16 protein-coding genes and 3 pseudogenes are annotated in these 22688 nt (G+C 72.0%); 10 read left to right on the top strand and 9 right to left on the bottom strand.

Annotated elements, in window-relative coordinates:
* The first annotated feature begins 297 nt into the window (after window positions 1-297).
* Window positions 298-2950: pseudogene (locus MMR14E_RS02790) on the top strand (bifunctional acetate--CoA ligase family protein/GNAT family N-acetyltransferase).
* A gap of 57 nt (window positions 2951-3007) precedes the next feature.
* Here the strand turns inward: MMR14E_RS02790 and MMR14E_RS02785 are convergent.
* Entirely contained in the window at window positions 3008-3541 is a 534-nt protein-coding gene (locus tag MMR14E_RS02785; protein WP_331312704.1) for a DNA starvation/stationary phase protection protein, read from the bottom strand.
* Between the two features lie 243 nt (window positions 3542-3784).
* Window positions 3785-5104, bottom strand: coding sequence for a L,D-transpeptidase family protein (locus MMR14E_RS02780; protein WP_419539290.1), 1320 nt, complete (start codon window positions 5102-5104; stop codon window positions 3785-3787).
* A 594-nt stretch (window positions 5105-5698) separates the two neighbouring features.
* Between MMR14E_RS02780 and MMR14E_RS02775 the strand changes: the two genes are divergently transcribed.
* Window positions 5699-6817, top strand: a complete 1119-nt coding sequence (locus tag MMR14E_RS02775; RefSeq protein WP_331312703.1) for an acyltransferase — start codon at window positions 5699-5701, stop codon at window positions 6815-6817.
* Here MMR14E_RS02775 and MMR14E_RS02770 read toward each other — a convergent pair.
* On the bottom strand, window positions 6804-7868 hold the full coding sequence (locus MMR14E_RS02770; protein ID WP_331312702.1) for an endo-1,4-beta-xylanase: 1065 nt from the start codon (window positions 7866-7868) through the stop codon (window positions 6804-6806). The two genes, MMR14E_RS02775 and MMR14E_RS02770, sit on opposite strands and share 14 nt — an antisense overlap.
* Before the next feature lie 57 nt (window positions 7869-7925).
* Between MMR14E_RS02770 and MMR14E_RS02765 the strand changes: the two are divergent.
* Window positions 7926-8672: pseudogene (locus MMR14E_RS02765) on the top strand (SDR family NAD(P)-dependent oxidoreductase); the annotation flags it as partial.
* A 150-nt stretch (window positions 8673-8822) separates the two neighbouring features.
* Here MMR14E_RS02765 and MMR14E_RS02760 read toward each other — a convergent pair.
* A complete protein-coding gene (locus tag MMR14E_RS02760) occupies window positions 8823-9110 on the bottom strand; it encodes a GIY-YIG nuclease family protein (protein ID WP_331312701.1) in 288 nt (95 codons plus the stop codon).
* Between the two features lie 219 nt (window positions 9111-9329).
* On the opposite strand from MMR14E_RS02760, the gene zwf reads away from it, so the two are divergent.
* Together zwf and MMR14E_RS02750 are read left to right on the top strand one after the other, a co-directional pair.
* Window positions 9330-10802 carry a glucose-6-phosphate dehydrogenase gene (gene zwf / locus MMR14E_RS02755; protein WP_331312700.1) on the top strand — a complete coding sequence of 491 codons (1473 nt, stop codon included), beginning with the start codon at window positions 9330-9332 and terminating at the stop codon, window positions 10800-10802.
* Between the two features lie 122 nt (window positions 10803-10924).
* Window positions 10925-11125 (top strand): hypothetical protein, encoded by a 201-nt coding sequence (locus tag MMR14E_RS02750; RefSeq protein ID WP_331312699.1) that lies wholly within the window; start codon window positions 10925-10927, stop codon window positions 11123-11125.
* Window positions 11126-11159: 34 nt separating this feature from the next.
* Here MMR14E_RS02750 and MMR14E_RS02745 read toward each other — a convergent pair whose 3' ends face one another.
* Complete coding sequence (locus MMR14E_RS02745) at window positions 11160-12674, bottom strand: glucan biosynthesis protein (protein ID WP_331312698.1); 1515 nt, start codon at window positions 12672-12674, stop codon at window positions 11160-11162.
* Window positions 12675-12945: 271 nt separating this feature from the next.
* Here MMR14E_RS02745 and mdoH point away from each other — a divergent pair.
* Together mdoH and MMR14E_RS02735 are read left to right on the top strand one after the other, a co-directional pair.
* Window positions 12946-14841: pseudogene (gene mdoH / locus MMR14E_RS02740) on the top strand (glucans biosynthesis glucosyltransferase MdoH); the annotation flags it as partial.
* Between the two features lie 300 nt (window positions 14842-15141).
* Window positions 15142-15807, top strand: a complete 666-nt coding sequence (locus MMR14E_RS02735) for a L,D-transpeptidase (RefSeq protein ID WP_012320832.1) — start codon at window positions 15142-15144, stop codon at window positions 15805-15807.
* A 221-nt stretch (window positions 15808-16028) separates the two neighbouring features.
* Here MMR14E_RS02735 and MMR14E_RS02730 read toward each other — a convergent pair whose 3' ends face one another.
* Together MMR14E_RS02730 and MMR14E_RS02725 are read right to left on the bottom strand one after the other, a co-directional pair.
* On the bottom strand, window positions 16029-16349 hold the full coding sequence (locus MMR14E_RS02730) for a cupin domain-containing protein (protein WP_091980002.1): 321 nt from the start codon (window positions 16347-16349) through the stop codon (window positions 16029-16031).
* A gap of 172 nt (window positions 16350-16521) precedes the next feature.
* On the bottom strand, window positions 16522-16944 hold the full coding sequence (locus MMR14E_RS02725) for a DUF971 domain-containing protein (RefSeq protein WP_331312697.1): 423 nt from the start codon (window positions 16942-16944) through the stop codon (window positions 16522-16524).
* A gap of 81 nt (window positions 16945-17025) precedes the next feature.
* On the opposite strand from MMR14E_RS02725, the gene moaA reads away from it, so the two are divergent.
* On the top strand, window positions 17026-18078 hold the full coding sequence (gene moaA, locus MMR14E_RS02720; RefSeq protein WP_331312696.1) for a GTP 3',8-cyclase MoaA: 1053 nt from the start codon (window positions 17026-17028) through the stop codon (window positions 18076-18078).
* Between the two features lie 110 nt (window positions 18079-18188).
* Here moaA and radA read toward each other — a convergent pair whose 3' ends face one another.
* Both radA and alr read right to left on the bottom strand, forming a co-directional pair.
* Window positions 18189-19625: a DNA repair protein RadA gene (gene radA / locus MMR14E_RS02715; protein WP_091681792.1), complete on the bottom strand. Its 1437-nt coding sequence runs from the start codon at window positions 19623-19625 to the stop codon at window positions 18189-18191.
* Between the two features lie 44 nt (window positions 19626-19669).
* Complete coding sequence (alr, locus tag MMR14E_RS02710) at window positions 19670-20758, bottom strand: alanine racemase (protein WP_331312695.1); 1089 nt, start codon at window positions 20756-20758, stop codon at window positions 19670-19672.
* Window positions 20759-21457: 699 nt separating this feature from the next.
* On the opposite strand from alr, the gene MMR14E_RS29140 reads away from it, so the two are divergent.
* Window positions 21458-21793: a DUF6968 family protein gene (locus tag MMR14E_RS29140; protein WP_419539288.1), complete on the top strand. Its 336-nt coding sequence runs from the start codon at window positions 21458-21460 to the stop codon at window positions 21791-21793.
* A gap of 270 nt (window positions 21794-22063) precedes the next feature.
* Window positions 22064-22672, top strand: a complete 609-nt coding sequence (locus MMR14E_RS02700) for a CvpA family protein (protein WP_056523728.1) — start codon at window positions 22064-22066, stop codon at window positions 22670-22672.
* Window positions 22673-22688: the final 16 nt, after the last annotated feature.

Below are 22688 nucleotides of genomic sequence, written 5' to 3'. Positions count from 1 at the left end.
GTGGTGCGAATTTAATAGCAAGACCAATCGACACACACCCACAAGTGCCGTCTTAGAGTGGATAAATGGCGCTCGATATTGGACAAAAGGGCGGTCTGGAGGGCGCGCGCGGCGACCACGCGATTTCCGGCCGGCCCGTGCCGGCCGGGCGTTGCAGGCGCGCCGGATCGCGCCATCTGGGAGGGCGGCGGGCGCCCGGGCGCCCGCCCGTTCGGACGTGAGCGAGGGGGCCAGATGCGTGCCGCCAGGAACGGCTTGCGGGACCGCGTCCCGTGACGATGTCGTGAGCCGCCGGTCGTGAGCACCTACCGGTTCGACAAGCTGCTGGCGCCCCGCTCGATCGCGCTGGTCGGCGCGGTGGCGCGCGCGGGCTCGCTCGGGCGCAGCGTGCTGGACAGCCTGCGCGCCGCGGGCTTTCCCGGCGCGATCATGCCGGTCCAGCCCGATCACGCGGCCGTCGAGGGACTCCCCTGCGTGCCGCGGGTCGCGGACCTGCCCGCCGCCCCCGACCTCGTCCTGATCGCGGTGCCGCCCCCGAGCGTGCCCGAGGTCGTNCGGGGCGGCCGTGATCCTCACGGCGCGGCTCGGCTCCGGGCCGGAGGATCCGGGTCCGGTGGCCCACCGGATCGCCCGCGCGCACGGCCTGCGCCTGCTCGGGCCCGACAGCGCCGGCCTCGCGGTCCCGGGGGCCAAGCTCAACGCCAGCCTGTTCGCCCACGCCCCCGAGCCCGGCGACCTCGCCCTCGTCTCGCAATCCGGCACGGTCGCCGCCGCCATCGTCGCCTGGGGCGCCCGCCACGGCACGGGCTTCTCGGCCGTGCTGTCGCTGGGCAGCGTGCTCGACATCGGCGTGGCCGACTGCCTCGACCACTTCGCCGCCGATTACCGCACGCGCGCGATCCTGCTCTGCCTCGACCGGGTCGCGGATGCCCGCAGGTTCATGTCGGCCGCCCGCGCCGCCGCCCGGGCCAAGCCCGTCGTGGTCCTGCGGGCCGGCCGGCACCGCCCCGACACCCGCGCCGCCGTCACCCATACCGGCGCCCTGGCCCGGCCGGACGCGGTCTACGCCGCGGCCTTCCGGCGGGCCGGCCTGCTGGCGGTGCCGGATCTCGACGCGATGTTCTCGGCCGTGGAGACCCTGGGGCGCCAGCGTCCGTTCCCCGGTCACCGGCTGGCGATCGTGTCGAACGGCCGCGGCATCGGCCTCCTCGCCGCGGACCGGCTGATCGAGCGGGCCGGGACCCTGGCGGCGCCCGCCGAGGCGGAGGGCCGCGCGCCGGGCAATCCCCTCGATCTCGGCATCGACGCCGCCGGCCCGGCCTTCGCCGCCGCGCTGACGCCGCTGCTGACGGATCGGACGAGCGACGCCGTGCTGGCGATCCACGTGCCGACGATCCGCTCGGAGGCCGGCGCAGTCGCCGAGGCCGTCGCCGCGACCGTCAGGGCCGCCCGCGCCGGCCAGACCCGCAAGAAGCCGGTCTTCGCGGTCACGCTGGGCGACGCGGAGGCGGCCCGCGAGACCTTCGCGCAGGCCGGGATCCCGCATTTCACCACCGATTCCGAGGCGATCGAGGGCTTCCTGCACCTCGTGCGCTACCGCGAGGCGCAGGACGACCTGATGCGCACGCCGGACTCCCTGCCGCGGGACTTCTCGCCCGACACGGCGCGGGCGCGCTCGATCGTCGCCGCCGCCCTGCGCCAGGGCGCCGCGTGGCTCGATCCGGTGGCGGTGAACGGCCTCCTCCAGGCCTACGGGATCCCGACCGTCCCGATCACGCTCGCCCCCGACACGGACGCGGCCGCGGCGGCCGCGTGGCCGATCATCGCGGCGGGCGGGACGGTGGCGCTGAAGGTCGTCTCGCCGGACATCGTGCACAAATCCGACATCGGCGGCGTCCACCTCGACCTGACCAGCGAGGCCGACGTCGCGGAGGCCGCCCGCAGCATCCTGGCCCGCGCCCGCCGCGAGCGGCCCGACGCCCGCGTCACCGGCTTCGCTGTCCAGCCGATGGTCCGCCGCGGCCAGCGCCGGGAGCTGATCGCCGGCCTCGCCGAGGACGCGGTGTTCGGCCCTGTGGTCGTGTTCGGCCGGGGCGGCACCGCCGTGGAGGTGATCGACGACCGCGCCCTCGGCCTGCCGCCGCTCGACCTGACCCTGGCGCGCGACCTCATCGCCCGCACCCGGGTCGCGCGGCGCCTGGAGGCCTACCGCGACGTGCCGGCGGCCGATCTCGGGGCGATCGCGCTGACGCTGGTGAAGCTGTCCCAGCTCGCCGCCGACCTGCCGCAGGTGCGCGAGCTCGACATCAATCCGCTCCTGGCCGACGAGACCGGCGTGCTGGCCCTCGACGCCCGGGTCCGGATCGGGCGCGCGGAGCGCGGCGCCCTCGGCCGCGGCCACCCGCGCTTCGCGATCCGGCCCTATCCGGCCGAGTGGATCCGCACGCTGAACCTCAAGGACCGGACCGTGCGGGTGCGGCCCGTGCGACCGGAGGACGAGGGGCTGTTCCTGGCCTTCTTCAAGGGTCTCGATCCGGAGGATCTCCGGCTGCGGTTCTTCGGGCCGGTGCGCGCGTTCAGCCACGACTTCCTGGCCCGCCTGACGCAGCTCGACTACGCCCGCGCCATCGCGTTCGTGGCCACGGAGATCGGGCCGGCGGGCGGCGAGCGCATGCTCGGCGCGGTCCGGCTCCACGCCGACGCCAACCACGAGAGCGGCGAGTACGCGATCGCGGTCGGCCGCGACGCCCGGGGGACGGGCCTCGCCTTCGCGCTGATGCGCCTGATGATCGACTGGGCCCGGTCCGAGGGGATCGGGCGGGTCGAGGGCACGGTCCTGGCCGAGAACCGGCCGATGCTGGCGGTTTGCCGCCGCCTCGGCTTCGCGCAGGCGCGCGATCCGGACGATCCGGGCCTCGTGAAGGTGCACCTCGACCTCGCCGCCGGCTAGCGGCGGTTCGAACCTGCCAGGCCCGGCACCGGCCGCGCCGGTGCCGGACGGTGCGGCTCAGTGGCCGCTGTCGGTCGCGTCGCGGGTGGTCTCGTAGAGGAACCACGTCCGCTCCTCGGACTGGTCGATCCACTCCTCGAGCTGCGAGGTGGTGGCGACGTCGCCGGCCTCGTCGGTGACGCCGTGGAGCGTCCGCATGTTGGCGGTGAGGGCCTTGTTGTCGTCGCGCAGCTCCTTGAGCATGTCGAGGGGCGAGACGTACGCGGCGTCGTTGTCGGCCACGCGGGTGAGGCTCCTGGCCTGGCCGAGCGAGCGCAGCACCGTGCCGCCGATCTTGCGGGCGCGCTCGTTCACCGCGTCGATGATCCCGAAGATCTGGGCCGACTGCTCGTCCAGCAGGAGGTGGTAGTCGCGGAAATGGGGTCCGCTCATGTGCCAGTGGAAGTTCTTGGTCTTGATATAGAGCGCGAACAGGTCCGAGCTCAGGATCGTCAGGCCCTCGGCGATCGTCCGGACGTCGCTCGGATCGAGGTCGGTCGGGGTGTTCAGGCGCGCGCTCTCGATGCGGCTGCTCGGCTTGGCCTTGGCCATGGTCGTCTCCGTGCGTTTCGGTGGCTCGGCGCGTCGCTCCGTCTCTCCGGGGAGGGGCAGGGGCGCCTTCAGCGAGCCAATGACCGGTCCGCCGGGATGTTCCGGCGTGCCGAGAATCGCATGGCTGGGTTGGCTTTAGCGGATAGGTTCGACGGATTCCAAACTGCGGCGCTCGGTGGCGGCCCGGCCTCGCCCGCAAGCGCTTCGAGAAGCAGGGGATCAAGATCCTCACCGGCGCCAAGGTCACGAAGGTCGAGAAGGGCGCGAATCGGTGGCCGGCTTCGCGGCACCCGCCTCCGCGCCCGTCGCGGGCGGGATCGCGCCGGTGGCGGCGGGCTCGGCGGCCGGCGTGTCGAGGTTGTAGATGTCGTCGCGGAAATGCGCCTTCCCGTCCGGCGTGGCGAAGCCGGTGAGGTACACGAAGGTGACCGGGATCGGCTTGGTGAGCTTGATGTCGCGGCGCTCGCCGTCGGCGATGCCGGTCTCGATCTCGATCGGGCCCCAGCTCGTGCCCGGCCCGTTGGGGCCGTCGGTGCCCTGCAGCAGCCAGCCGACGAGCTCCTTCACCTGCCCGACCCGGACGCAGCCGTGGCTGTGGAAGCGCACGCTCGCGGCGAAGAGCGACTTCGCCGGGGTATCGTGCATGTAGACGGCAAAGCGGTTCGGCATGTCGATCCGCACCTGGCCCAGCGAATTGTCGAAGCCGGAATCCTGGCGCAGCGTGTAGTTGACGGCCTTCTCGCCGGCCCAGTCGATCCGGGTCGGGTCGACCTCGCCGGCCGGGCCGAGGATCCGGATGTGGTTCTTGGCGAGATAGCCCGGGTTCTTCCGCATCTGCGGGATGATCTCGTTCTTCACCACCGAGGCCGGGACGGTCCAGGTCGGGTTGAAGTTGATGTCGGTGATCCGCGTCTCCACCGGCGGTGTCGCCTTGTCGGGCGAGCCGACCACCGCGACGTAGCGGCGCGCGACGGCGCCGTTCTCCACCGCCTCCACGGCGGCGGACGGGATGTTGACCACCACGTAGCGCTCGCCGAAGGGGAATTTCGAGCCCATCAGCCGGGCCGCGGAGGCGGCGAGCTGCCGCTGGCGCACCGTGGCCGGCACGTTGAGCGCGTTGATGGTGAGCCGGCCAAGTATCCCGCTGTCGGGCAGGCCGTGACGGGCCTGGAACGCCGCGATCGCCGCCACCAGGGGCGGGTCGAGGCGGTCGTTCGGCGGCGCGTCCGCCGGCAGGTCGCCGGTGAGGGTCAGGTGGTGGCGCAGGGCGGGAATCGCCGGGTGGCGCTCGCCGGGCTTGAGGCGCGCGAGATCCTCGGGCAGCCGCTCCCAGCCGCCGGCCTCCGCGAAGGCCGCGTAGCGCTCGGCCGCCCGGAGCGTGTCGAGGAAGGTCCGCGGGGTCAGCGTCGGGTTCGGGTCGGCGGAGACCTTGGCGTAGACCAGCGGCGCCGGCTCGCGGGATCGCTTCGCCGCGTCCTGAGGCTTGGCGGGCTGGGACTTGGTCTCGGACGGTCTGGCGTCCGACGCCTTGCTGTCCTGGGCCTTCGCGTCCTGGACCTTCACGTCCTGGGCCTTCGCGTCCTGGGGCGGGACGGGCTCCGGCGCGGCCTCGGTCGCCCGGGTCTCGGGCGGCTTGGTGTCGGCCCGCTTGGTGTCGGCCCGCTTGGTGTCGGCCCGCTTGGCCTCCGCCGGCTTGCCGGCCGCGCCCTTCGCCTCGGCCTTCGCCTCCGGTGCCCGGGGCTCCTGGCCCTTCGCGGCGGGGCGGCGCCCGGCGCTCCGAGCAGGGCCAGCAGGGACAGGCCCGCGCCCAGCGCGGCGCGGGGGCGGGCGTGACGGCGGGGCTGGACCGGGACCATACGCAACACTCCCGACGCGCTCAGGCGGCGCGACCGGGCCGGATGATGGGCCGGCGTGGTTACCAATCTCCTCCGACCCCGAGTGCGGGCAGGATCGGGATTCACGATGCCGCAATTGATTCATCCGCGTGTGACGTCGCGGATGTCGGTCGGCGTGAACGTCGCGCTCATACATTCATGCGTTGCTGGCCCCGGCGCCCGCGATGACGGAGTAGGACACCTTCGTCGAAGCGTTCCGTCGGACACCGCAGGGCCGGGCCGCCACGGCTGCCCAGGTCCGGACAGGAGGTCGGTCCCCAGCATGCCGGATTCCGGAGACCCGATCCCGAAGACGATGCCCTACCTGCCGCAGCTCGACGGGGTGCGGGCGCTCGCCATCCTGATCGTGTTCGCGGCCCATTGCGGCTACGGCCACGTGGTGCCGGGCGGCTTCGGCGTGACCGTCTTCTTCTTTCTCAGCGGCTACCTGATCACCACGCTCCTGCGGATCGAGCGGGCGCGGACCGGAACGGTGTCGCTTCCGGCCTTCTACCTCCGGCGGAGCCTGCGCATCCTGCCGCCCATGTACCTGACCCTGCTCGCCTCCGGCGCGCTGTACGCGGCCGGGTGGCTCGACTGGATGCCGGTCGCGCCGGCGGCGATCCTCGGGCAGGCGACCTTCCTGACGAACTATCCCGGCCTGTTCGGCACCGAGGCGGTGCTGCCGGTGCCGCTCTGGAGCCTCGCCATCGAGGAGCACTTCTACCTCGTCTTCCCGCTGGTCTTCCTGCTCTGGCTCGGGCGCCTGCGGCCGCGCCGCGCGGCCCTGGCCTGCCTGGGGCTCTGCGCGGCCGTCCTGGCGATCCGGTGCGTCAACGTCTGGCGGCTGCCGGATTACAGCCTGAACTACAGCTGGACCCACACCCGGATCGACGCGATCCTGTTCGGGTGCGGCCTCGGGCTGTGGAACAACCCGGTAATCCCGGCCGACCGGGCGTGGCGCCCCGCGCCCCGGCACGTCGCGGCGAGCCTCGCGGTGATCCTCGGGACCCTGGCGGTCCGCGATCCCGCCTTCCGGGAGAGCCTGCGCTACACGCTCCAGAGCGCCGCCCTGTTCGTGCCCTTCGCGTACCTGCTCCACGGCGAGGGGCCCCTGGTGCGGCTGCTGGCGAGCCGGCCGATGCGGCAGCTCGGGCTCTGGTCCTACAGCTTCTACCTCGCCCACATGACGGTGGTGGCCCTGGCGCAGCACCTGCGGCCGGGGCTGCACGGCGTCGGGCTGATGCTGGCGGCCTTCCCGGTGACCCTGCTGTGGTGCTGGGGCATGTACGGGCTCGTCGAGCGCCCCTGCGCGCGCCTCCGCCGCCGGCTCCTGGCGGACCGGCCGCCGGAGCCGAGCCTGGCCGAGGACGGCCGCCGGGCCGGCGTCACGCCCGCCTGAGCTTCTCGCGGGCGGCCCTGTGATCGGGCGCGGCCGCGAAGGCCGCCTTCATGGCGTGCCACAGGGGCTTGCGGCCGAACTGCGCGTCGAGCGGCAGCGCCCGCTGCGGCAGGCCGTCGGGCCGCTTGCGGTAGGGATGGTCGTTCAGCCACGTGTCCGGGTCGTAGATGTCCCAGGTCAGGACATCGAGGCAGGCGGGCTCGTCCAGCACCACGTCGAGGTAGCGCCGGGCGTAGTCGGCCACCATCCGGTCGCGGGTCGCCACGTCGGACGGGAAGGCGCGGTCGTCGATGTCGAGCTCGGTGATCTCGATGCCGAGCCCCATCTGGCCGATCTCCCGCAGGAAGCGCCGCAGCTGGCCCTGGTCGATCGGGATCGTGCTGGTGAGGTGCGACTGCAGCCCGAAGCGCCGGATCGGCACGCCGCGGGACCGCATCGCCTCCAGGCGGCGGAGCACCTTGGTGCGCTTGGCCTCCATCCAGGGCACGCCCTGCTCCACCGCGTCCTCGTTCCACGTGCCGGCGGCGGCCGGGTCGGTCTCGTGCAGGATCCGGAAGGCGAGGTCGACGTAGCCGGGCCCGATCGAGGCGAGCCAGGGGGAGTCGCGCAGGCCGCCGCCGCGGTCGGGATCGGCCTCGTTGCCGAGGATCTCGTTGACCACGTCCCAGGCGACGATCTGGCCCCGGTAATGGCCCGCCACCGTCTCGATCCAGCGCCGCATGAAGTCCTCGGCCTGGACGGCGCTCGCCCGGCCGAGCAGCGGCCCGACCCAGGGCGGCAGCGCCGCGTGCCAGACGAGCGTGTGGCCGCGCATGCGCTGGCCGTTCCCTCTCGCGAAGCGCAGGATCGCGTCGCCGCGGGCGAAGTCGGTCTTGCCGGGCGCCGGCAGGACCTCCTCCATCTTCATCTCGGTGCCGCAGACGAGGATGCCGCATTCCCGCGCCACCGCCTGCCGGTAGGCGGGCGTCGCGTCGAAGCGGTGGAACGGCACCTCGCTCGACGCCCAGCCCTCCGCGTCCCCGACATCGACGCCCACCAGCGCGAGCATCATGCCGTCCGGGTCGCGGAAGCGCAGCGTCGGCGCGCCGAAGACCTGGACCAGCGGCTCGCCGGCATGAATGTCTGGCTCGCCGACCTGCCGGGGCCGGCCCTGGACGCGGCCCGGGCCGCCGTCGCCGAACTCGCCGCCGTCGAGGTGCGCGCCGTGCCCACCGACGTGTCGGACCGGGGCGCCGTCGAGGCCCTGGCGGCGGCCGTCGCCAAGGCCGGGCCGCCCGCCCTGGTGATGCTGAATGCCGGGATCGAGGCCGGCGGAAAACTGTTCTCCGACGCCGACACCTGGACGCGGATCCTGGGCACCAACCTCGGTGGCGTCGTCAACGGCATCCACGCCTTCGCGCCCGGCATGATCGCGGGCGGCAAGCCCGGGGCGATCATCGTCACGGGCTCGAAGCAGGGCATCACCACCCCGCCGGGCAACGCGCCCTACAACGTCTCGAAGGCGGGCGTGAAGGCGGTCACAGAGGCGCTCGCCCACGAGCTGCGCAACCGGGAGGGCTGCCACACGACCGCACACCTGCTGATCCCGGGCTTCGTCTACACGGGACTCACGAAGGCCCGCGGCGTCGCCGAGAAGCCCGCGGGGGCCTGGACGCCCGACGAGACCGTGACCTTCCTGCTGGAGCGGCTCGCGGCCGGCGATTTCTACATCCTCTGTCCCGACAACGAGACCACCCGGGCCCAGGACGCCAAGCGGATCGCCTGGGCGTCCGGCGACATCGTCGAGAACCGGCCCGCGCTCTCGCGCTGGCATCCGGACTACGCCGCGGCGTTCAAGCGGTACATGGAGGGGTGACCCACGCGGCCGCGCGCTACCCTGGGTCACTTCGCTGCCCTCGTGATGACGGAGGAGCGAGACTCGTCGCGTGGCTGCGCGCGGGTTGCCGCGTTCGCCGTCTCTGCGAGCGCAGCGAAGCAATCCAGAGAGCCGCGACCCCGGACCCGTTCACGCGCGATCGGGATACAGGTCGTTCCAGTCCGGATTCATCGCCTCGATCAGCGCGAGCTTCTTCTTCCGAGAGCCCGCCTTGATCCGCTTCTCGCGGGTGATGGCCTCATTCATCGGGGGATAGCGCTCGTACCAGACCAGGCGCTCGCAAGCGTAGCGGCTGGTGAAACCCTGGAGCAGCGCCTCCCGGTGCTCGTAGACCCGCCTGGCGAGGTTCGAGGTCACGCCCGTGTACAGCGTACCGTTGCGGCGGCTCGCCAGGATGTAGACGGCCGGCTCGCGCATCGTGCCGTCCTTCGGCGCCCCCGCGCGGCCCCGGGTCGCTTCGCTGCGCTCGCGGAGACGGAGCGTGACGCCAGCGGGTTGCCCGGACCTGTCGCAACCGCCCCCTGAACCGGACAGCGCTGGCCTGCGCCCCTCGTCTGGCGAAGCCCTTGCACACGGGCTAGGTCAGTGCGACGCAGCCGCCGCACGAGATCAGCGCACGACACCCGGGAGCCGCACTTGGCCACGATCATCCCCGTCGCTTCCTTCGACTGCGTCGTGTTCGGCGCGACCGGCGACCTGACCGCGCGGAAGCTGCTGCCGGCCCTGTTCTACCGATTCCGGGACGGCCAGATCCCCGAGACCAGCCGGATCATCGGCGCCTCGCGCTCGGAACTGTCCCTCGACGCCTTCCGCGAGCACGCCCGCGACGCGCTCAAGCGCTTCGTGCCGGCGTCCGACCTGACCGACGACATGCTCCACCGCTTCCTCGACCACGTCGACTACGTCGCGGTGGACGGGGCCGGCGACAGCGGCTGGACCGACCTCGTCACCAAGCTCGACGAGCGGCCCAACCAGGTCCGGCCCTACTACCTCGCCACCTCCCCCGACCTCTACGGATCGATCTGCCGCAATCTCGCGGCCCACGGGCTCGTCGGCGAGAAGTCCCGCGTCGTGCTGGAGAAGCCGATCGGCAAGGACCTGCGATCGGCCCGGGCGATCAACGACGCGGTCGGCGAGGTCTTCCCCGAATCGCAGATCTTCCGGATCGACCACTATCTCGGCAAGGAGACGGTCCAGAACCTGCTGTCGCTCCGCTTCGCCAACACGATCTTCGAGCGGCTCTGGACCTCGGACGTGATCGATCACGTCCAGATCACGGTCGCCGAGACGGTGGGGGTCGAGGGCCGGGCCGGCTACTACGACACGTCGGGCGCGATGCGCGACATGCTGCAGAACCACATCCTGCAGCTGCTGTGCCTCACCGCCATGGAGAGCCCGCTCAATCTCGAGGCGAACTCCGTCCGCGACGAGAAGCTCAAGGTGCTGCGCGCCCTGAAGCCGATCACCAGCCAGGACATCCCGCTGGTGACGGTCCGCGGCCAGTACGTGGCGGGCGCCGTCGACGGCAAGCCCGTGGAGGGCTACCTCGCCGAGCTCGGCCACGAGAGCCGGACCGAGACCTTCGTGGCCATGAAGGTCGAGATCCAGTCGGGGCGCTGGGCCGGCGTGCCGTTCTACCTGCGCACCGGCAAGCGCCTGCCCCAGAAGCTTTCCGAGATCGTGGTGCAGTTCCGCGCCTCGCCGTTCTCGATCTTCCCCGAGGAGGCCTTCGGCCGCGAGCCGAACCGCCTCGTGATCCGCCTGCAGCCGCAGGAGGGCATGAAGCTCGAGGTGATGACCAAGGATCCCGGTCCCGGCGGCCTGCGCCTGCGCCCAACCGACCTCGACATCTCCTTCGAGGAGACCTTCAAGCAGCGTTACCCGGACGCCTATGAGCGCCTGCTGATGGATGTGGTCCGCGGCAACGCAACCCTGTTCATGCGCCGCGACGAGGTCGAGGCCGCCTGGGCCTGGGCGGACGGCGTGCTGAAGGCCTGGGCCGACCGGCCGGAGGCGCCCCGACCCTACCCGGCCGGCAGCTGGGGCCCGACCGCCGCCATCGCGCTGATCGAGCGCGACGGGCGCACGTGGCACGAGGAATTACGGTAACGATGCACGGCGGCCCACGGCCAAGCTGCCTTGATACCGTCAAGCCGGGTGTGAAATCTGTCGGCGCTGCCGGATACCGCCCCGCCAGAGGGTGGAGACGGCGCAGCACGAGGGATCATCACATGCTGGACCATCATCGGGACGCGGCCGTCCAGGCCGAGCGCCGCCTGGAGCGTTCGGTCGCCGCCGCCCTGCGCGTCATCGCGGCCGCCCACGACGAGCGGCGGGCCCCGCCGGTCTGCGCGGCCCGCCGCCGCCTGAGCGAGGTCTACGGCGCCACCCGCCTGGCCCGGCGCCTGGAGCAGGAGCGCCGGACCGCCTGAGACACGCCGTCTTCGCGACGCGCGATGGCGGAGCCTAGACGGCGGCGTCCCAGGTCTCGCTGAGGGGCGTCGTCCCGCGGACCAGCCGGGCGCGCAGCACGACGTCGCCGGGCGGCACCGGCTCCGGCGGGCGCCACTCGACGTAGATCCGCCAGCCGCCGGTCTGCGGCACGTAGTTGGCCACCGGCTCGTGCATCGTGCCGGCGCTGGCCGAGACCTCCGCGGCGACCGCGGCGTCGGGACCCTTCGGCAGGCCCGGACCCTCGAAGTCGATCACGCAGAGGCGCCGCCGCGGGTCGGGCGGGTTCGACGGGCGCAGGCGCTCCGCCGAGCCGAGCCGCGTCGACGCCACCCGGGCGAGGGCGGCCTCGGGGATCGCCGGCACCGGCTCGGCCCCCACCGTGGTCAGGCCGTAGGCGACGTGCAGCGGCGCGCCGGGCTGGGCCGGGGCCGCCGGCACGAAGGCCGCCACGATGTTGTCCATGTACTCCTCGCCCGACGGGATCTCGAAGAGCTGCACGGCGCCGTCCGCGAAGGCGCCCCCGGCGGTGTCCGGCGCCACCCACAGGCCCGGCCGCGCCTCGTGGCGCGCCTCTACGTCGAGGTAGGCCGCGAAGCTCCGCTCCCGCTGCAGCAGCCCGAAGCCGGCGAGCGGCCGGGCCGCGAAGGCGGAGATCTGCGGCTGCGCGCGCCCGTTGACCAGGGGCCGCCAGATCCGGTCGATCCGCGCCGGATCGGACCCGGCCGCGACGCAGAGCCCGTCGGAATCGTGCACCTGCGGCCGGAAGTCGTCGAAGGGCTTGGCGCCCCGCGCCCCGGGCCCGTTCTGGCCGTACAGGAACATGCTGGTGAGCGGCGCCAACCCGAGCTTCGGGAGCGCCCGGCGCGGGTGGAGCGCCGCGGTGACGGCGATCCGGGCCGGGTCGCCGGGCGCGATCGCGAACCGGTAGGCGCCGGCCACGCTCGGGCTGTCGAGGAGGGAGAGCACCGTGAGCGTGCGCGCCTCCGGCTCCGGCTCGCAGATCCAGTGGGCGACGAAGTCGGGGAATTCCTCGCCCTCCGGGGCGCCGGTGCCGATGGCAAGCCCCCGGGCCGAGAGCCCGTATTCCTGGTTGGCCGCGCGCAGGCGGAAGTAGGAGGCGCCCAGGAAGACGAGGAACTCCTCCTGAAAACCCTTCGGCCGCCAGGCCGGCGTGTCCGGGAAGGCGTAGTGCAGGCGGAAGCCCGCGAAGCCGAGATCCGCCGGGAAGCTCTGGCCGGCGAGCCGCGCGCCCAGGTCGAACAGCCGCGTGTCGTAGGGGATCGGGCGCGCGGGTCCCCGGAGCGGCTGGAGGTGGAGCGCCACGCGCCGGCGCTGCAGGAAGCCGCGGTGGAACAGCTGCGCGCTGAAATGCGCGCCGAGCCGCAGGCTGGCGTCCGGCCGGAAGGTGATCGCCCGATAGCCGTCGTAGTCGAGGGCGGCGAGCGTCGGCGGCAGATCCTCGGGCGGCGGGGCGTAGGGCGCGGCCGCGCGCCGCGCCGCCTCGGCCGAGAGGGTCTCGAAGGTCATCGCGTCGCCCTGCGGCGGAAGCGCCGGCCCGGCCCACGTTCTGGACCCATTCAGATCCGTCGCGCTAGGTAGAACCGTGCCGGCAGCCGCGGCCACGACTGTTCGAAGAACGCGGCGCCGGGAGGGGGGATTGATCCGTTCGGCTTCCGGCGGCCTGGGCTGCCGGGTCGACTCCGTATCCTCACCCCGCACATCGGTATCCACGGTCATCGGTCCCCGGCCCCGGACGGCCGGGCGGCCGGCAGCCTTCCACGGTCGAGTTCCTCGCGCCATGTCGTCACGCGTCACCTCCTCCGCCGAGCGGTCGCACCGGAACGCGGCTCCCGCCCTACCCGATCCGTCGGAGAGCGCTGCCTGCCGCGAGGTGTGGACTGGCGCCCCGAGCAGCGCCCCGAGCAGCGCCCTGCGCGCCCGCCGCCTCGCCCTGGCCGTCCCGAGCCTCGCCACCGCCGTCGGCCTCGTCTGGCTCGCCGCGCTCGCCTACCCGGCGGGCGTCAGCCCGCTGGCCTGGGCGGTCCTGGTGCTGTTCGGCCTCGTGATGGGCTGGCAGGCCTTCGTCGCCTGCCAGTACGTCTACGGGTTCGTCGCCGCCCTCCTGGGCGACCGGGCGAAGTCCGCGCTGGAGCGCCGCTCCGAGCAGGCGGGCGCCGTGGCGGACGGGGCCGGACGCACCGCCGCCGTGGTGGCGATCCACGCCGAGGACGCGGTCGCGGTCTTCGCCCGCCTGCGGGTGATGGCCCGCTCGCTCGCCCGCGCCGAGGCGCGGGGCATCGACATCTTCGTCCTCTCCGACACCCGGGACGGCGCGATCGCCGCCGTGGAGGAGCACGAGTACGCCCGCATCCAGGCCTGGGCGGCCTCGGACCCGGCGCTGCCGCGGATCCGCTACCGGCGCCGGACGGAGAATGTCGGCCGCAAGGCCGGCAACATCGGCGAGTTCTGCCGCACCTACGGCGGCGAGTACGCGTTCATGATCGTGCTCGACGCCGACAGCCTGATGACCGGCGCCGCCATGGGCCGGCTCGTCGGGCTGATGCAGGCGAGCCCGCGCACCGGCCTGATCCAGACCGTCTCGTACGCGGCCGGCCGGGACACGCTCTTCGCCCGCATCCAGCAATTCGCCGTCCGCCTCTACGCGCCGCTGGCCCTGCGCTGCCTGGAGACCTGGCAGGGCCCGGAGGGCAGCTACTGGGGCCACAACGCGATCCTGCGGGTCGAGGCCTTCGCGGAGAACGCGCAGCTCCCGCGGCTCCCGGGCCGGGAGCCGCTCGGCGGCGAGATCCTGTGCCACGACATCGTCGAGGGCGCGCTGATGGTGCGCGCCGGCTGGGAGGTGCGGCTGCTGCCCGAGATGGGCGGCACCTGGGAGGAGATGCCCACCAACCTCGTCGACCTGCTCGGCCGCGAGCGCCGCTGGTGCCAGGGCAACCTCCAGCACCTGCGGGTGCTGCCCTGGGCGGGCCTGCGCGCGGCGAGCCGCTGGCACCTCCTCGTCGGCATCCTCTCGTACGGGGTGCTGCCGCTCTGGATCGCGTTCCTGGGCCTCGCCGCGTGGCAGGCCGCCCGGACCGGCGATCTGGGCCTGCTGGCCTACGGGCTGACCGGGCAGGGCGCCGCCGCCCACGGGCTCGCCGCCCTCAGCGTCGCCGTGCTGGCCCTGCCGAAGCTCCTGAGCCTCGGCCACGTCCTCGCCTCCGCGGAGCGCCGGGCGGCCTTCGGCGGCGCGCGGGCCCTGCTCGCGAGCGCCGCCCTGGAGCAGGCCGTGTGGGTGGTCCTGTGGCCGGTCCTGACCCTGTTCACCGCCGGCGCCGTGGTCTCGACCTTCTTCGGCCGGGTGGTCCGCTGGGACACGCAGGACCGGGACGACCGGCAGGTCTCCTGGGCGGAGGCCTTCCGGCTCCAGGCCGACGCCGTGGTGGTCGGCGCGCTGATGGTGTTCGCCCTGGCCCTCGTCGGGAGCCCGTGGCTCGCCCTCTGGCTGGCGCCGATCGCCCTGGCGCTGCTCACGAGCCCGGCCCAGAGCGTCTGGACCAGCCGGGCCGATCTCGGCCGCGCCGCCCGCGCCCGGGGCCTGTTCCTGAACGCCGACGACACCGCGCAGGCGCCGGAACTCGCCGAACTCGCCCAGCTGCGCGGCCTGCCCNCACCGCCCGGCCGCGCGCGAGCCGGCGATCTGGCTCGCCGCCGACGAGGCCTGACGCGGCCCGACGGGGCGCCGCGGACCCCGGACACGGCCGCGGACCCGGGCCGCGAACGCCGGGACCCGCGGCCTCGATCCCGGCCCGTTACGGCCAAGCTGCCACAGTGTTGCCATCGAGTCACGGGCGGGCGGAACCGCCCCGCCGGGGCGGTTTCAGGCTTGGATTTGAGGCGCGAGCGTTTACCCCTTGGCGAGGATCGGCACGGCATCGTGCCGCGGTCTTCGCCGCGTTCCCGCCATAGTCCGCGCCTGCCCCGAGAGGCTTTGATGCGTCGTTTTCTCCCCGCCCTGATCGGGCTTCTCGGCGCGGCCGCCTGCGCCGCGCCGGCACTGGCCTACGAGATCGACCCGCTGACCCGCCAGCCGCTGAACGACGCGCTCACCGTGCGTGTCCGCCCGCAGGCCGTCGAGACCGTCGCGGTGCCGGTGGCCAACGCCGCCCTGAACCCCGCCGACCCGCTGAACGCCGACGCGGCGGTCCCGCAGATGTCGGCGATCCCGCGCGAGACGGTGGCCTATAACGGCCCCTACGGCGCCGGCACGATCGTCGTCTCCACCGCCGAGCGGCGGCTCTACTACGTGCTCGGCGGCGGCCAGGCCCTGCGCTACGGCGTCGGCGTCGGCCGGCCGGGCTTCACCTGGGGCGGCGTGCAGACCATCACGATGAAGCGCGAGTGGCCGGATTGGCGCCCGCCGGCGACCATGCTGAAGCGCCGGCCCGACCTGCCGCGCTACATGAAGGGCGGTCTCGAGAACCCGCTCGGCGCCCGCGCCATGTATCTCGGCGGCTCGATCTACCGCATCCACGGCTCGAACGAGCCGGAGACGATCGGCACCGCCGTCTCGTCGGGCTGCATCCGCATGACCAACGACGACGTGACGGACCTGTACACCCGCGCCAAGGTCGGCACGAAGGTCATCGTCCAGCGCTGATTCCTCTTCGGAGCTTCGACGAGGGGGCCGGCCGCGAGGTCGGCCCTTTTTTGCGTTTCGTAGGGTTTCCGGTCGATGGCTTCGGCACGGCCGTCTTTGCGAGCGGAGCGAAGCAATCCAGCGGCGCCACGCCTGCAGAGGTCGCGCTGCCCTGGGTCCCATCGCTTCGCTCGTGATGACGGGAGAGGCACATCAACCGAAGCGTTCAAACGGAAACCGGATCAGGGCAGGGTGACCAGCGCGTCGGGGCGCTTCACCTCGATCTCGATGAACGCGATCGGGTGGTCGGACCCGTTCATCACGTCGTGCCGGATGCCGGCCGGGCGCATGTAGGATTGCCCGGCCGCGAGCGCCGTCTCGCTGACCGCCGCGCCGTCGTGGACGCGCAGGATCCCGTCCACCAGCATCACCACGAAGTAGGGCCAGCCGTGCTCGTGCCAGCCGGTCACGCCGCCGGGCGGGAAATCCCAGCGCGTGATGCGCACGGCGGCGTCATCCTGCTGGATCGTGGGCGTCGCGGGGATGGTGCAGGCGAAGGCCATGGCGGCTCCGAAGGTGCGGGCTGACGGGTGCGCGGCTCGACTCCGCCGTCATCGCGAGCGCAGCGAAGCGACCCGGGGATGCGCGACGCCGAAATCGTGGCGCCACTCTGGATCGCTTCGCTCCACTCGCGAAGACGAGGCTCGGGGCCTGAGTAAGCGGGAGCGGACGCCCTCAGTGGCAGCCGCACGAGCCCGACCCGCAGCCTCCGCCCTGCTTCACCGGGGCGGTGCGCGCGGTCTCGCGGTCCAGGCCGCGCTCGGCGAGCTCGCCGAGATAGGTGTTCCACCGCGTCTCGTACTCGCGGCCCAGCGTGTGGAGGTAGCCCCAGCCGTAGATGCCGGTGTCGTGCATGTCGTCGAAGCCGAGCTTCACCGCGTAATTGCCGACCGGCTCCACCGCCAGGATCGCCACGGCGCGCTTCCCGCCGATCACCTTCCGCTCCAGCGGCGAGTGGCCCTGCACCTCGGCCGAGGGGCTGGACACCCGCAGGTACTCGGCCGGCAGGGCGTAGCGCGCCCCGTCCTCGAAGGCGACGTTGAGCACCCGCCGGTCGGCCGACAGGCGGATCTCGGTCGGCCACAGATCCTCGGTCACGGGCCACACTCCTCACGCAATCTGGGGCTGCGGCGCGGGACCTGCTTGCCCGCGACCGCCGGTGGCATCATATGCCGGACGATGCTCGATGACAGCTCCCTGACGCCGCAGACGTCCGCTCTCGGCGCGACCGCCGGGCCGGCGCCGCTGATCGACCCGTTCCAGCGGGCGATCTCGTACCTGCGCATCTCGGTGACGGATCGCTGCGACCTGCGCTGCGCCTACTGCATGTCCGAGCACATGGAGTTCCTGCCCAAGCGCGACCTGCTGACCCTGGAGGAGCTGGACCGGCTCTGCGGGGTGTTCATCGCCCGGGGCGTGCGCAAGCTCCGGATCACCGGCGGCGAGCCGCTCGTGCGCCGCGACATCATGCACCTGTTCCGCCGGCTCTCGCGCCACCTCGATTCGGGGGCGCTGGAGGAGCTGACGCTCACCACCAACGGCACGCAGCTCACCCGCTACGCCGACGAGCTGGCGAGCCTCGGCGTGCGCCGGATCAACGTCTCGCTCGACACCCTCGACCCGGACAAGTTCCGGGAGATCACCCGCCGGGGCGACCTCAAGGTGGTGCTCGACGGCATCGCGGCGGCGCGGGCCGCCGGGATGAAGGTGAAGATCAACGCGGTGGCGCTCCGCGACGTCAACGCCGACGAGATCCCTGCCATGATCGCCTGGGCGCACGGCCTCGGCATGGACATGACGCTGATCGAGGTCATGCCGCTCGGCGAGATCGAGGCGGACCGGACCGACCAGTTCCTGCCCCTGTCGGTCGCCCGGCAGCGCCTGGAGACCCGCTACACCCTCACGCCGCTGCCCGACCGCACCGGCGGCCCGGCGCGCTACGTGCGCGTCGAGGAGACCGGGGGTAAGCTCGGCTTCATCACGCCGCTGACCCATAATTTCTGCGAGAGCTGCAACCGTGTGCGCCTGACCTGCACCGGGCAGCTCTACATGTGCCTGGGCCAGGAGGATTCGGCCGACCTGCGGGCGGTCCTGCGCGCCTCCCAGGACGACGCGGTGCTGGCCCAGGCGGTGGTCGAGGCGATCACCCGCAAGCCCAAGGGCCACGACTTCGTCATCGAGCGCCAGCGCCCGGCCGCCGTGCCGCGGCACATGAGCGTGACGGGGGGGTAGACGCCTCGACCGTCCTTGCGAGTGTGAGCGAAGCAATCCAGGGCGCCGCGCGCTGCCGGAATGTGGCGCATCCCTGGATTGCTTCGCTCCGCTCGCAAGGACGGGAGCGCTCACATCTCCTCGTCGGCGTAGCGGGCCTGCTGCCGCCCGCGCTGGCCGGATCCCCGCCGCGGCGCCCCCGCGCTGATCCCCGCCACCAGGTCGGCGATGTGGCGCAGCGTCTCCACGGAGAGCGCCTTCTCGCCCTCGCCGCGGCCCTGCGGGATCAGCGCCTTGGCGAAGCCGAGCTTCTGCGCTTCCTTCAGCCGCGACCCGGCCTGCGCCACGGGCCGGATCGCCCCCGACAGGCCGATCTCGCCGAAATAGACCGTCTCGGGCGGCAGCACGGCCCCCGACAGCGACGAGACCAGGGCGGCGGCGACCGCGAGGTCGGCCGCCGGCTCGGTGATGCGCAGGCCGCCCGCCACGTTCAGGTAGACGTCGTGGCTGCCGAGCCGGATGCCGCCATGGGCCTCCAGGACGGCGAGCACCATCGACAGCCGGTTGGGGTCCCAGCCGACCACGGCGCGCCGGGGCATGCCGAGCGACGAGGGCGCCACCAGGGCCTGGATCTCCACCAGCAGCGGCCGCGTGCCCTCCATCCCGGCGAAGACCGCGGTGCCCGCCGCCTGATGGTCGCGGCCCGCCAGGAACAGGGCCGAGGGGTTCGGCACCTCGCTGAGGCCCGCGTCGGTCATCTCGAACACGCCGATCTCGTCGGTCGGCCCGAACCGGTTCTTCACCGCGCGCAGGATGCGGAAATGGTGGCCCTGGTCGCCCTCGAAGGAGGCGACCGCGTCGACCATGTGCTCCACCACCCGGGGACCGGCGATCTGCCCGTCCTTGGTGACGTGCCCGACCAGGATCACCGCCGTGCCGGTGGTCTTGGCGAAGCGGATCAGCGCCTGCGCGGAGGAGCGCACCTGCGTGACCGTGCCGGGGGCCGATTCCACCGTCTCGGTCCACATGGTCTGGATCGAGTCGATGATCGCCAGCGCGGGCGGGCGCCCCTGGCTCAGGGTCTCGACGATGTCCTCGACGTTGGTCTCGGCGGCGAGCTGGACCGGGCGCGCGCTCAGGCCCAGCCGCTCGGCCCGCAGGCGCACCTGCCCGACCGCCTCCTCGCCCGAGATGTAGGCGACCCGCTCGCCCGTGCCCGCCATGGCGGCGGAGGCCTGCATCAGCAGGGTCGACTTGCCGATGCCGGGATCGCCGCCGAGCAGGATCACCGAGCCGCGCACGAAGCCGCCGCCGGTCACCCGGTCGAGCTCGCCGATCCCCGACGGGATGCGCGGCGCCTCCTTGGCCTCGCCGGTCAGGCCCTCCAGGGGGAAGACCCGGCCGCGGTTGCGCGACGGCCGCGTCGCGGCGGGCCCCGACTGGCCGGGCGCCGAGGGCGCCTCCTCGACGATCGTGTTCCAGCCGTTGCAGGCCTCGCAGCGCCCGCGCCAGCGGTTGTAGACCGCCCCGCAGGACTGGCAGACGAAGGTCTGGTGGATCTTGGCCATACGGGTCCGGGCGCCGGCCGTCCGGCGTGTCAGGGGGAGTCGCGTCAGCCTACATAAGTTCGAACATATCGAGAACCCAGTCCGGTCAGGATCTCGTACCCGATCGTGCCGGCGGCGCGGCCGACCGCGTCGATGTCGAGGCTGTCGCCGATCAGCACCGCCTCCGCCCCGCGCCGGGCCGCGGGCGCCGCCGTGACGTCGAGGATGATCAGGTCCATGGAGACGAGGCCCAGGATCGGGCACGGGACGCCGCCGACCAGCGCCCGGCCGCGCCCGCTGATCGCCCGGGGGACGCCGTCGGCGTAGCCGAGCGATAGGGTCGCCAGCCGGCTCGGCGCGGCGGCGGTCCAGCAGCCGTTATAGCCCGCTGTGGCGCCGGCCGCGACGCCGCGCACCTGCGCGATCGCCGCTTCCAGCCGCACCACCGGGCGCATCGGGTTCGCGGCGCCCGGCGTCGGGTTGCCGCCGAACAGGGCGTAGCCCGGCCGCAGCAGGTCGTGCCGGGCCCCGTCGAGAAAGATTCCCGACGAGTTCGCCAGCGAGGCCCGGAGCCCGGGATAGGCCGCCCGGACCCGGGCGAAATCGGCGATCTGCCGGGCGTTGACCGGGTCCTCCGGCTTCTCGGCGCTGACGAAGTGGCTGAGGAGCAGGTCGATCCCGGCGGCCGCGATCCTTGCGTCCCCGGCAAGCTCCAGCGCCTCGGGCACCGACAGGCCGAGCCGGTTCATGCCGGTATCGACGTGGAGCGCCGCGGGCTGGCGGTCCCCCGCGAACGCCGCCCAGTCCGACAGCTCCTCGACGCTGCCGAGCACCGGGCGCAGCCCGTGGGCTGCGAAGGCCGCCGCGGCGCCCGGAGGCAGGCCGTTCAGCACGTAGATCGCGGCCTCCGGCAGGGCGGCCCGGGCGGCGACGCCCTCGGACAGGTGCGCGACGAAGAAGGTCCGGCAGCCGGCGGCCCACAGGGCCGGCCCGACGCGGCCGACGCCGCAGCCGTAGGCGTCGGCCTTCACCACGGCGGCGCAGTCGGCGCCGGCGCCGCGGGCCGCCAGGACCCGCCAGTTGGCCGCGATCGTCCCGAGGTCGATCGTCAGCCGGGCGCCGTGGGCCATCTCGATCATTCCCGACTTTTCCATCTTGAAATGCTTACCATCCAATTGCCGTCTGCGCGGCCATGCTTGCTGTGCTGCCTCGCTTTTCGACGGGTTACGACTAAGGGGTAGAGTGCAGAGTGGAGAATAAGATGGAAAACCTATAGCCGCGACGCCGCCAGGGTTTGTCCCTTCATGCTGCGCCGGGATGCCAGCATTTGAAATGCCATTGGCAGACCGGGCCGGCTTATCGAGGAACGTCTTTGATCTCCGGTCCGTCACCAAGCCATCGCATCAAGCCATTGACAATAGGAATTTGATCATATAAGCTGGCTCTTTCCTGGGGGCGCAACATGCAAATGCATCTAAAGATGAGGTCTGCGATTGCGAGCAGGAAAATGGAACTCTGTCTGCTCGAACTTCGCATGGCAAACCTTTAGCAATCACTTCTGCTGAAGGAATATAATCCAAATCATCCCCGTGTTCCTGCTGGGCAAGACGGCGGCGGACAATGGGCAAATAATGGCACCCCTGGTCCTTCCTCGAAACCGCGGAACGAGAAAGTTCAGAAAACTTCCCTCTTCGCGCTCGCCGCGTCTCAGGAGGATTGCGACGAGCAATATCGGCGTGATTTGATTGTTTGTAAATTTACCGGCCTTCGAGCCTGCTACGCTCAGGCAATGGTTAGGCTGGTTGCATGTGAACGCGGCCATCAGATTCCGCCCCTAAATTTTTGAGGTAATTATGATAATCGGCCGCAGGAACTTAGAATTATTATCGTCTTTGGGTAATAGGTCAGTTGAAGTTTCAATCTATGCCCCCGAGTCGCAGGACGGGGTGTGGGTGTGTAGATATACGATCGATTGGCCGGACCAGAAAAGGCAAAGCTTCGCTGCTGGTGTCGATTCGATCCAAGCTCTCCATTTAGCTTTACAGAAGATCGGCATGGAACTGTATGTCAGCCCCCACCATCTGGCTGGCGACTTGAAATGGGAAAAATCCGGGGACGGATACGGATTTCCGGTGCCCAAGAACGGCCGTGATATGCTCATCGGAGCAGACAAGGCGTTCGAAGGCTGAACACCAAGCGCGCGTTCTGGTCCGATGGAGTTCGCGTCTCAAGAAGCCCGTCCGCGGAAATGATCTATGAGGAGCTACCGTCGCACCGGGCCTCACGGCGCTGCGCATGCTGCACTGTGGCAGAAGCAATTGATGCATTAGCAGCACAGGGACGGCGTTGCCGGACCACCCCAGGGTGACGGCCGAGGTCGGGCTTGGTATAAATCCGCCGCGGTCCGGGGGAGCCGCACGGCCGACGCGCTATCCCCGCGGGTACCAAAAAGCTCAACGATGCCGTTTACCGTCCTGGATCTCGCCGTGCTCGGCATCGTCGCGGTCTCCGCGCTGCTCGCGGCCGTGCGTGGTGTGACCCGCGAGGTCCTGGCGATCGTCGCCTGGGTCGCGGCCGCCGCGGTCGCGTGGACGCTCCACCCCATGCTGCTGCCCACCGTGAAGCAGCACGTGAACAGCGACACCGTGGCGCTCGTCGCCTCGATCGCGGCGATCTTCCTCGGCACCCTGATCGTCGTGTCGATCATCACGGTGAAGATCTCCGACGTCGTGCTCGACTCGCGGATCGGCGCGGTCGACCGCTCCCTCGGCTTCCTGTTCGGCGCGGCCCGCGGCTTCCTGATCTGCGTGATCGGCTGGGTGTTCCTGTCCTGGCTGGTGCAGGGCAAGGTGCCGGACTGGGCCGCCCAGGCCCGCACGCGCCCGATGCTGGAGAAGTCCGGCGACGCCCTGGTGGCGCAGCTGCCGGAGAATCCGGAGGGCTTCCTCAAGCAGTTCAAGAAGCCGAAGACCGGCGCGCCGCCGAGCGATTCCGCCGACGCCCCGGCCGAGACCGACGCGGCGCCGCAGCGCCGGACCGAGACCGCGCCGACCCCGACGCGACGCTGATCTGCGGTATTCGCCG

Origin of the sequence: Methylobacterium mesophilicum (assembly GCF_036441335.1) — a bacterium.
Lineage (GTDB): Bacteria > Pseudomonadota > Alphaproteobacteria > Rhizobiales > Beijerinckiaceae > Methylobacterium > Methylobacterium mesophilicum_B.
Note: the sequence above shows the minus strand (reverse complement) of the source record. Positions and strands in the feature narration are given on the sequence as shown.

Bases quoted from the DNA above. Each gene is read 5' to 3' on its own strand.
- MMR14E_RS02785 (WP_331312704.1), bottom strand. From the start codon at position 3,541: ATGGCCAAGGCCAAGCCGAGCAGCCGCATCGAGAGCGCGCGCCTGAAC.
- MMR14E_RS02775 (WP_331312703.1), top strand. From the start codon at position 5,699: ATGCCGGATTCCGGAGACCCGATCCCGAAGACGATGCCCTACCTGCCG.
- MMR14E_RS02770 (WP_331312702.1), bottom strand. From the start codon at position 7,868: ATGATGCTCGCGCTGGTGGGCGTCGATGTCGGGGACGCGGAGGGCTGG.
- MMR14E_RS02760 (WP_331312701.1), bottom strand. From the start codon at position 9,110: ATGCGCGAGCCGGCCGTCTACATCCTGGCGAGCCGCCGCAACGGTACG.
- MMR14E_RS02750 (WP_331312699.1), top strand. From the start codon at position 10,925: ATGCTGGACCATCATCGGGACGCGGCCGTCCAGGCCGAGCGCCGCCTG.
- MMR14E_RS02745 (WP_331312698.1), bottom strand. From the start codon at position 12,674: ATGACCTTCGAGACCCTCTCGGCCGAGGCGGCGCGGCGCGCGGCCGCG.
- MMR14E_RS02735 (WP_012320832.1), top strand. From the start codon at position 15,142: ATGCGTCGTTTTCTCCCCGCCCTGATCGGGCTTCTCGGCGCGGCCGCC.
- MMR14E_RS02730 (WP_091980002.1), bottom strand. From the start codon at position 16,349: ATGGCCTTCGCCTGCACCATCCCCGCGACGCCCACGATCCAGCAGGAT.
- moaA (WP_331312696.1), top strand. From the start codon at position 17,026: ATGCTCGATGACAGCTCCCTGACGCCGCAGACGTCCGCTCTCGGCGCG.
- radA (WP_091681792.1), bottom strand. From the start codon at position 19,625: ATGGCCAAGATCCACCAGACCTTCGTCTGCCAGTCCTGCGGGGCGGTC.
- alr (WP_331312695.1), bottom strand. From the start codon at position 20,758: ATGGAAAAGTCGGGAATGATCGAGATGGCCCACGGCGCCCGGCTGACG.
- MMR14E_RS29140 (WP_419539288.1), top strand. From the start codon at position 21,458: ATGATAATCGGCCGCAGGAACTTAGAATTATTATCGTCTTTGGGTAAT.
- MMR14E_RS02700 (WP_056523728.1), top strand. From the start codon at position 22,064: ATGCCGTTTACCGTCCTGGATCTCGCCGTGCTCGGCATCGTCGCGGTC.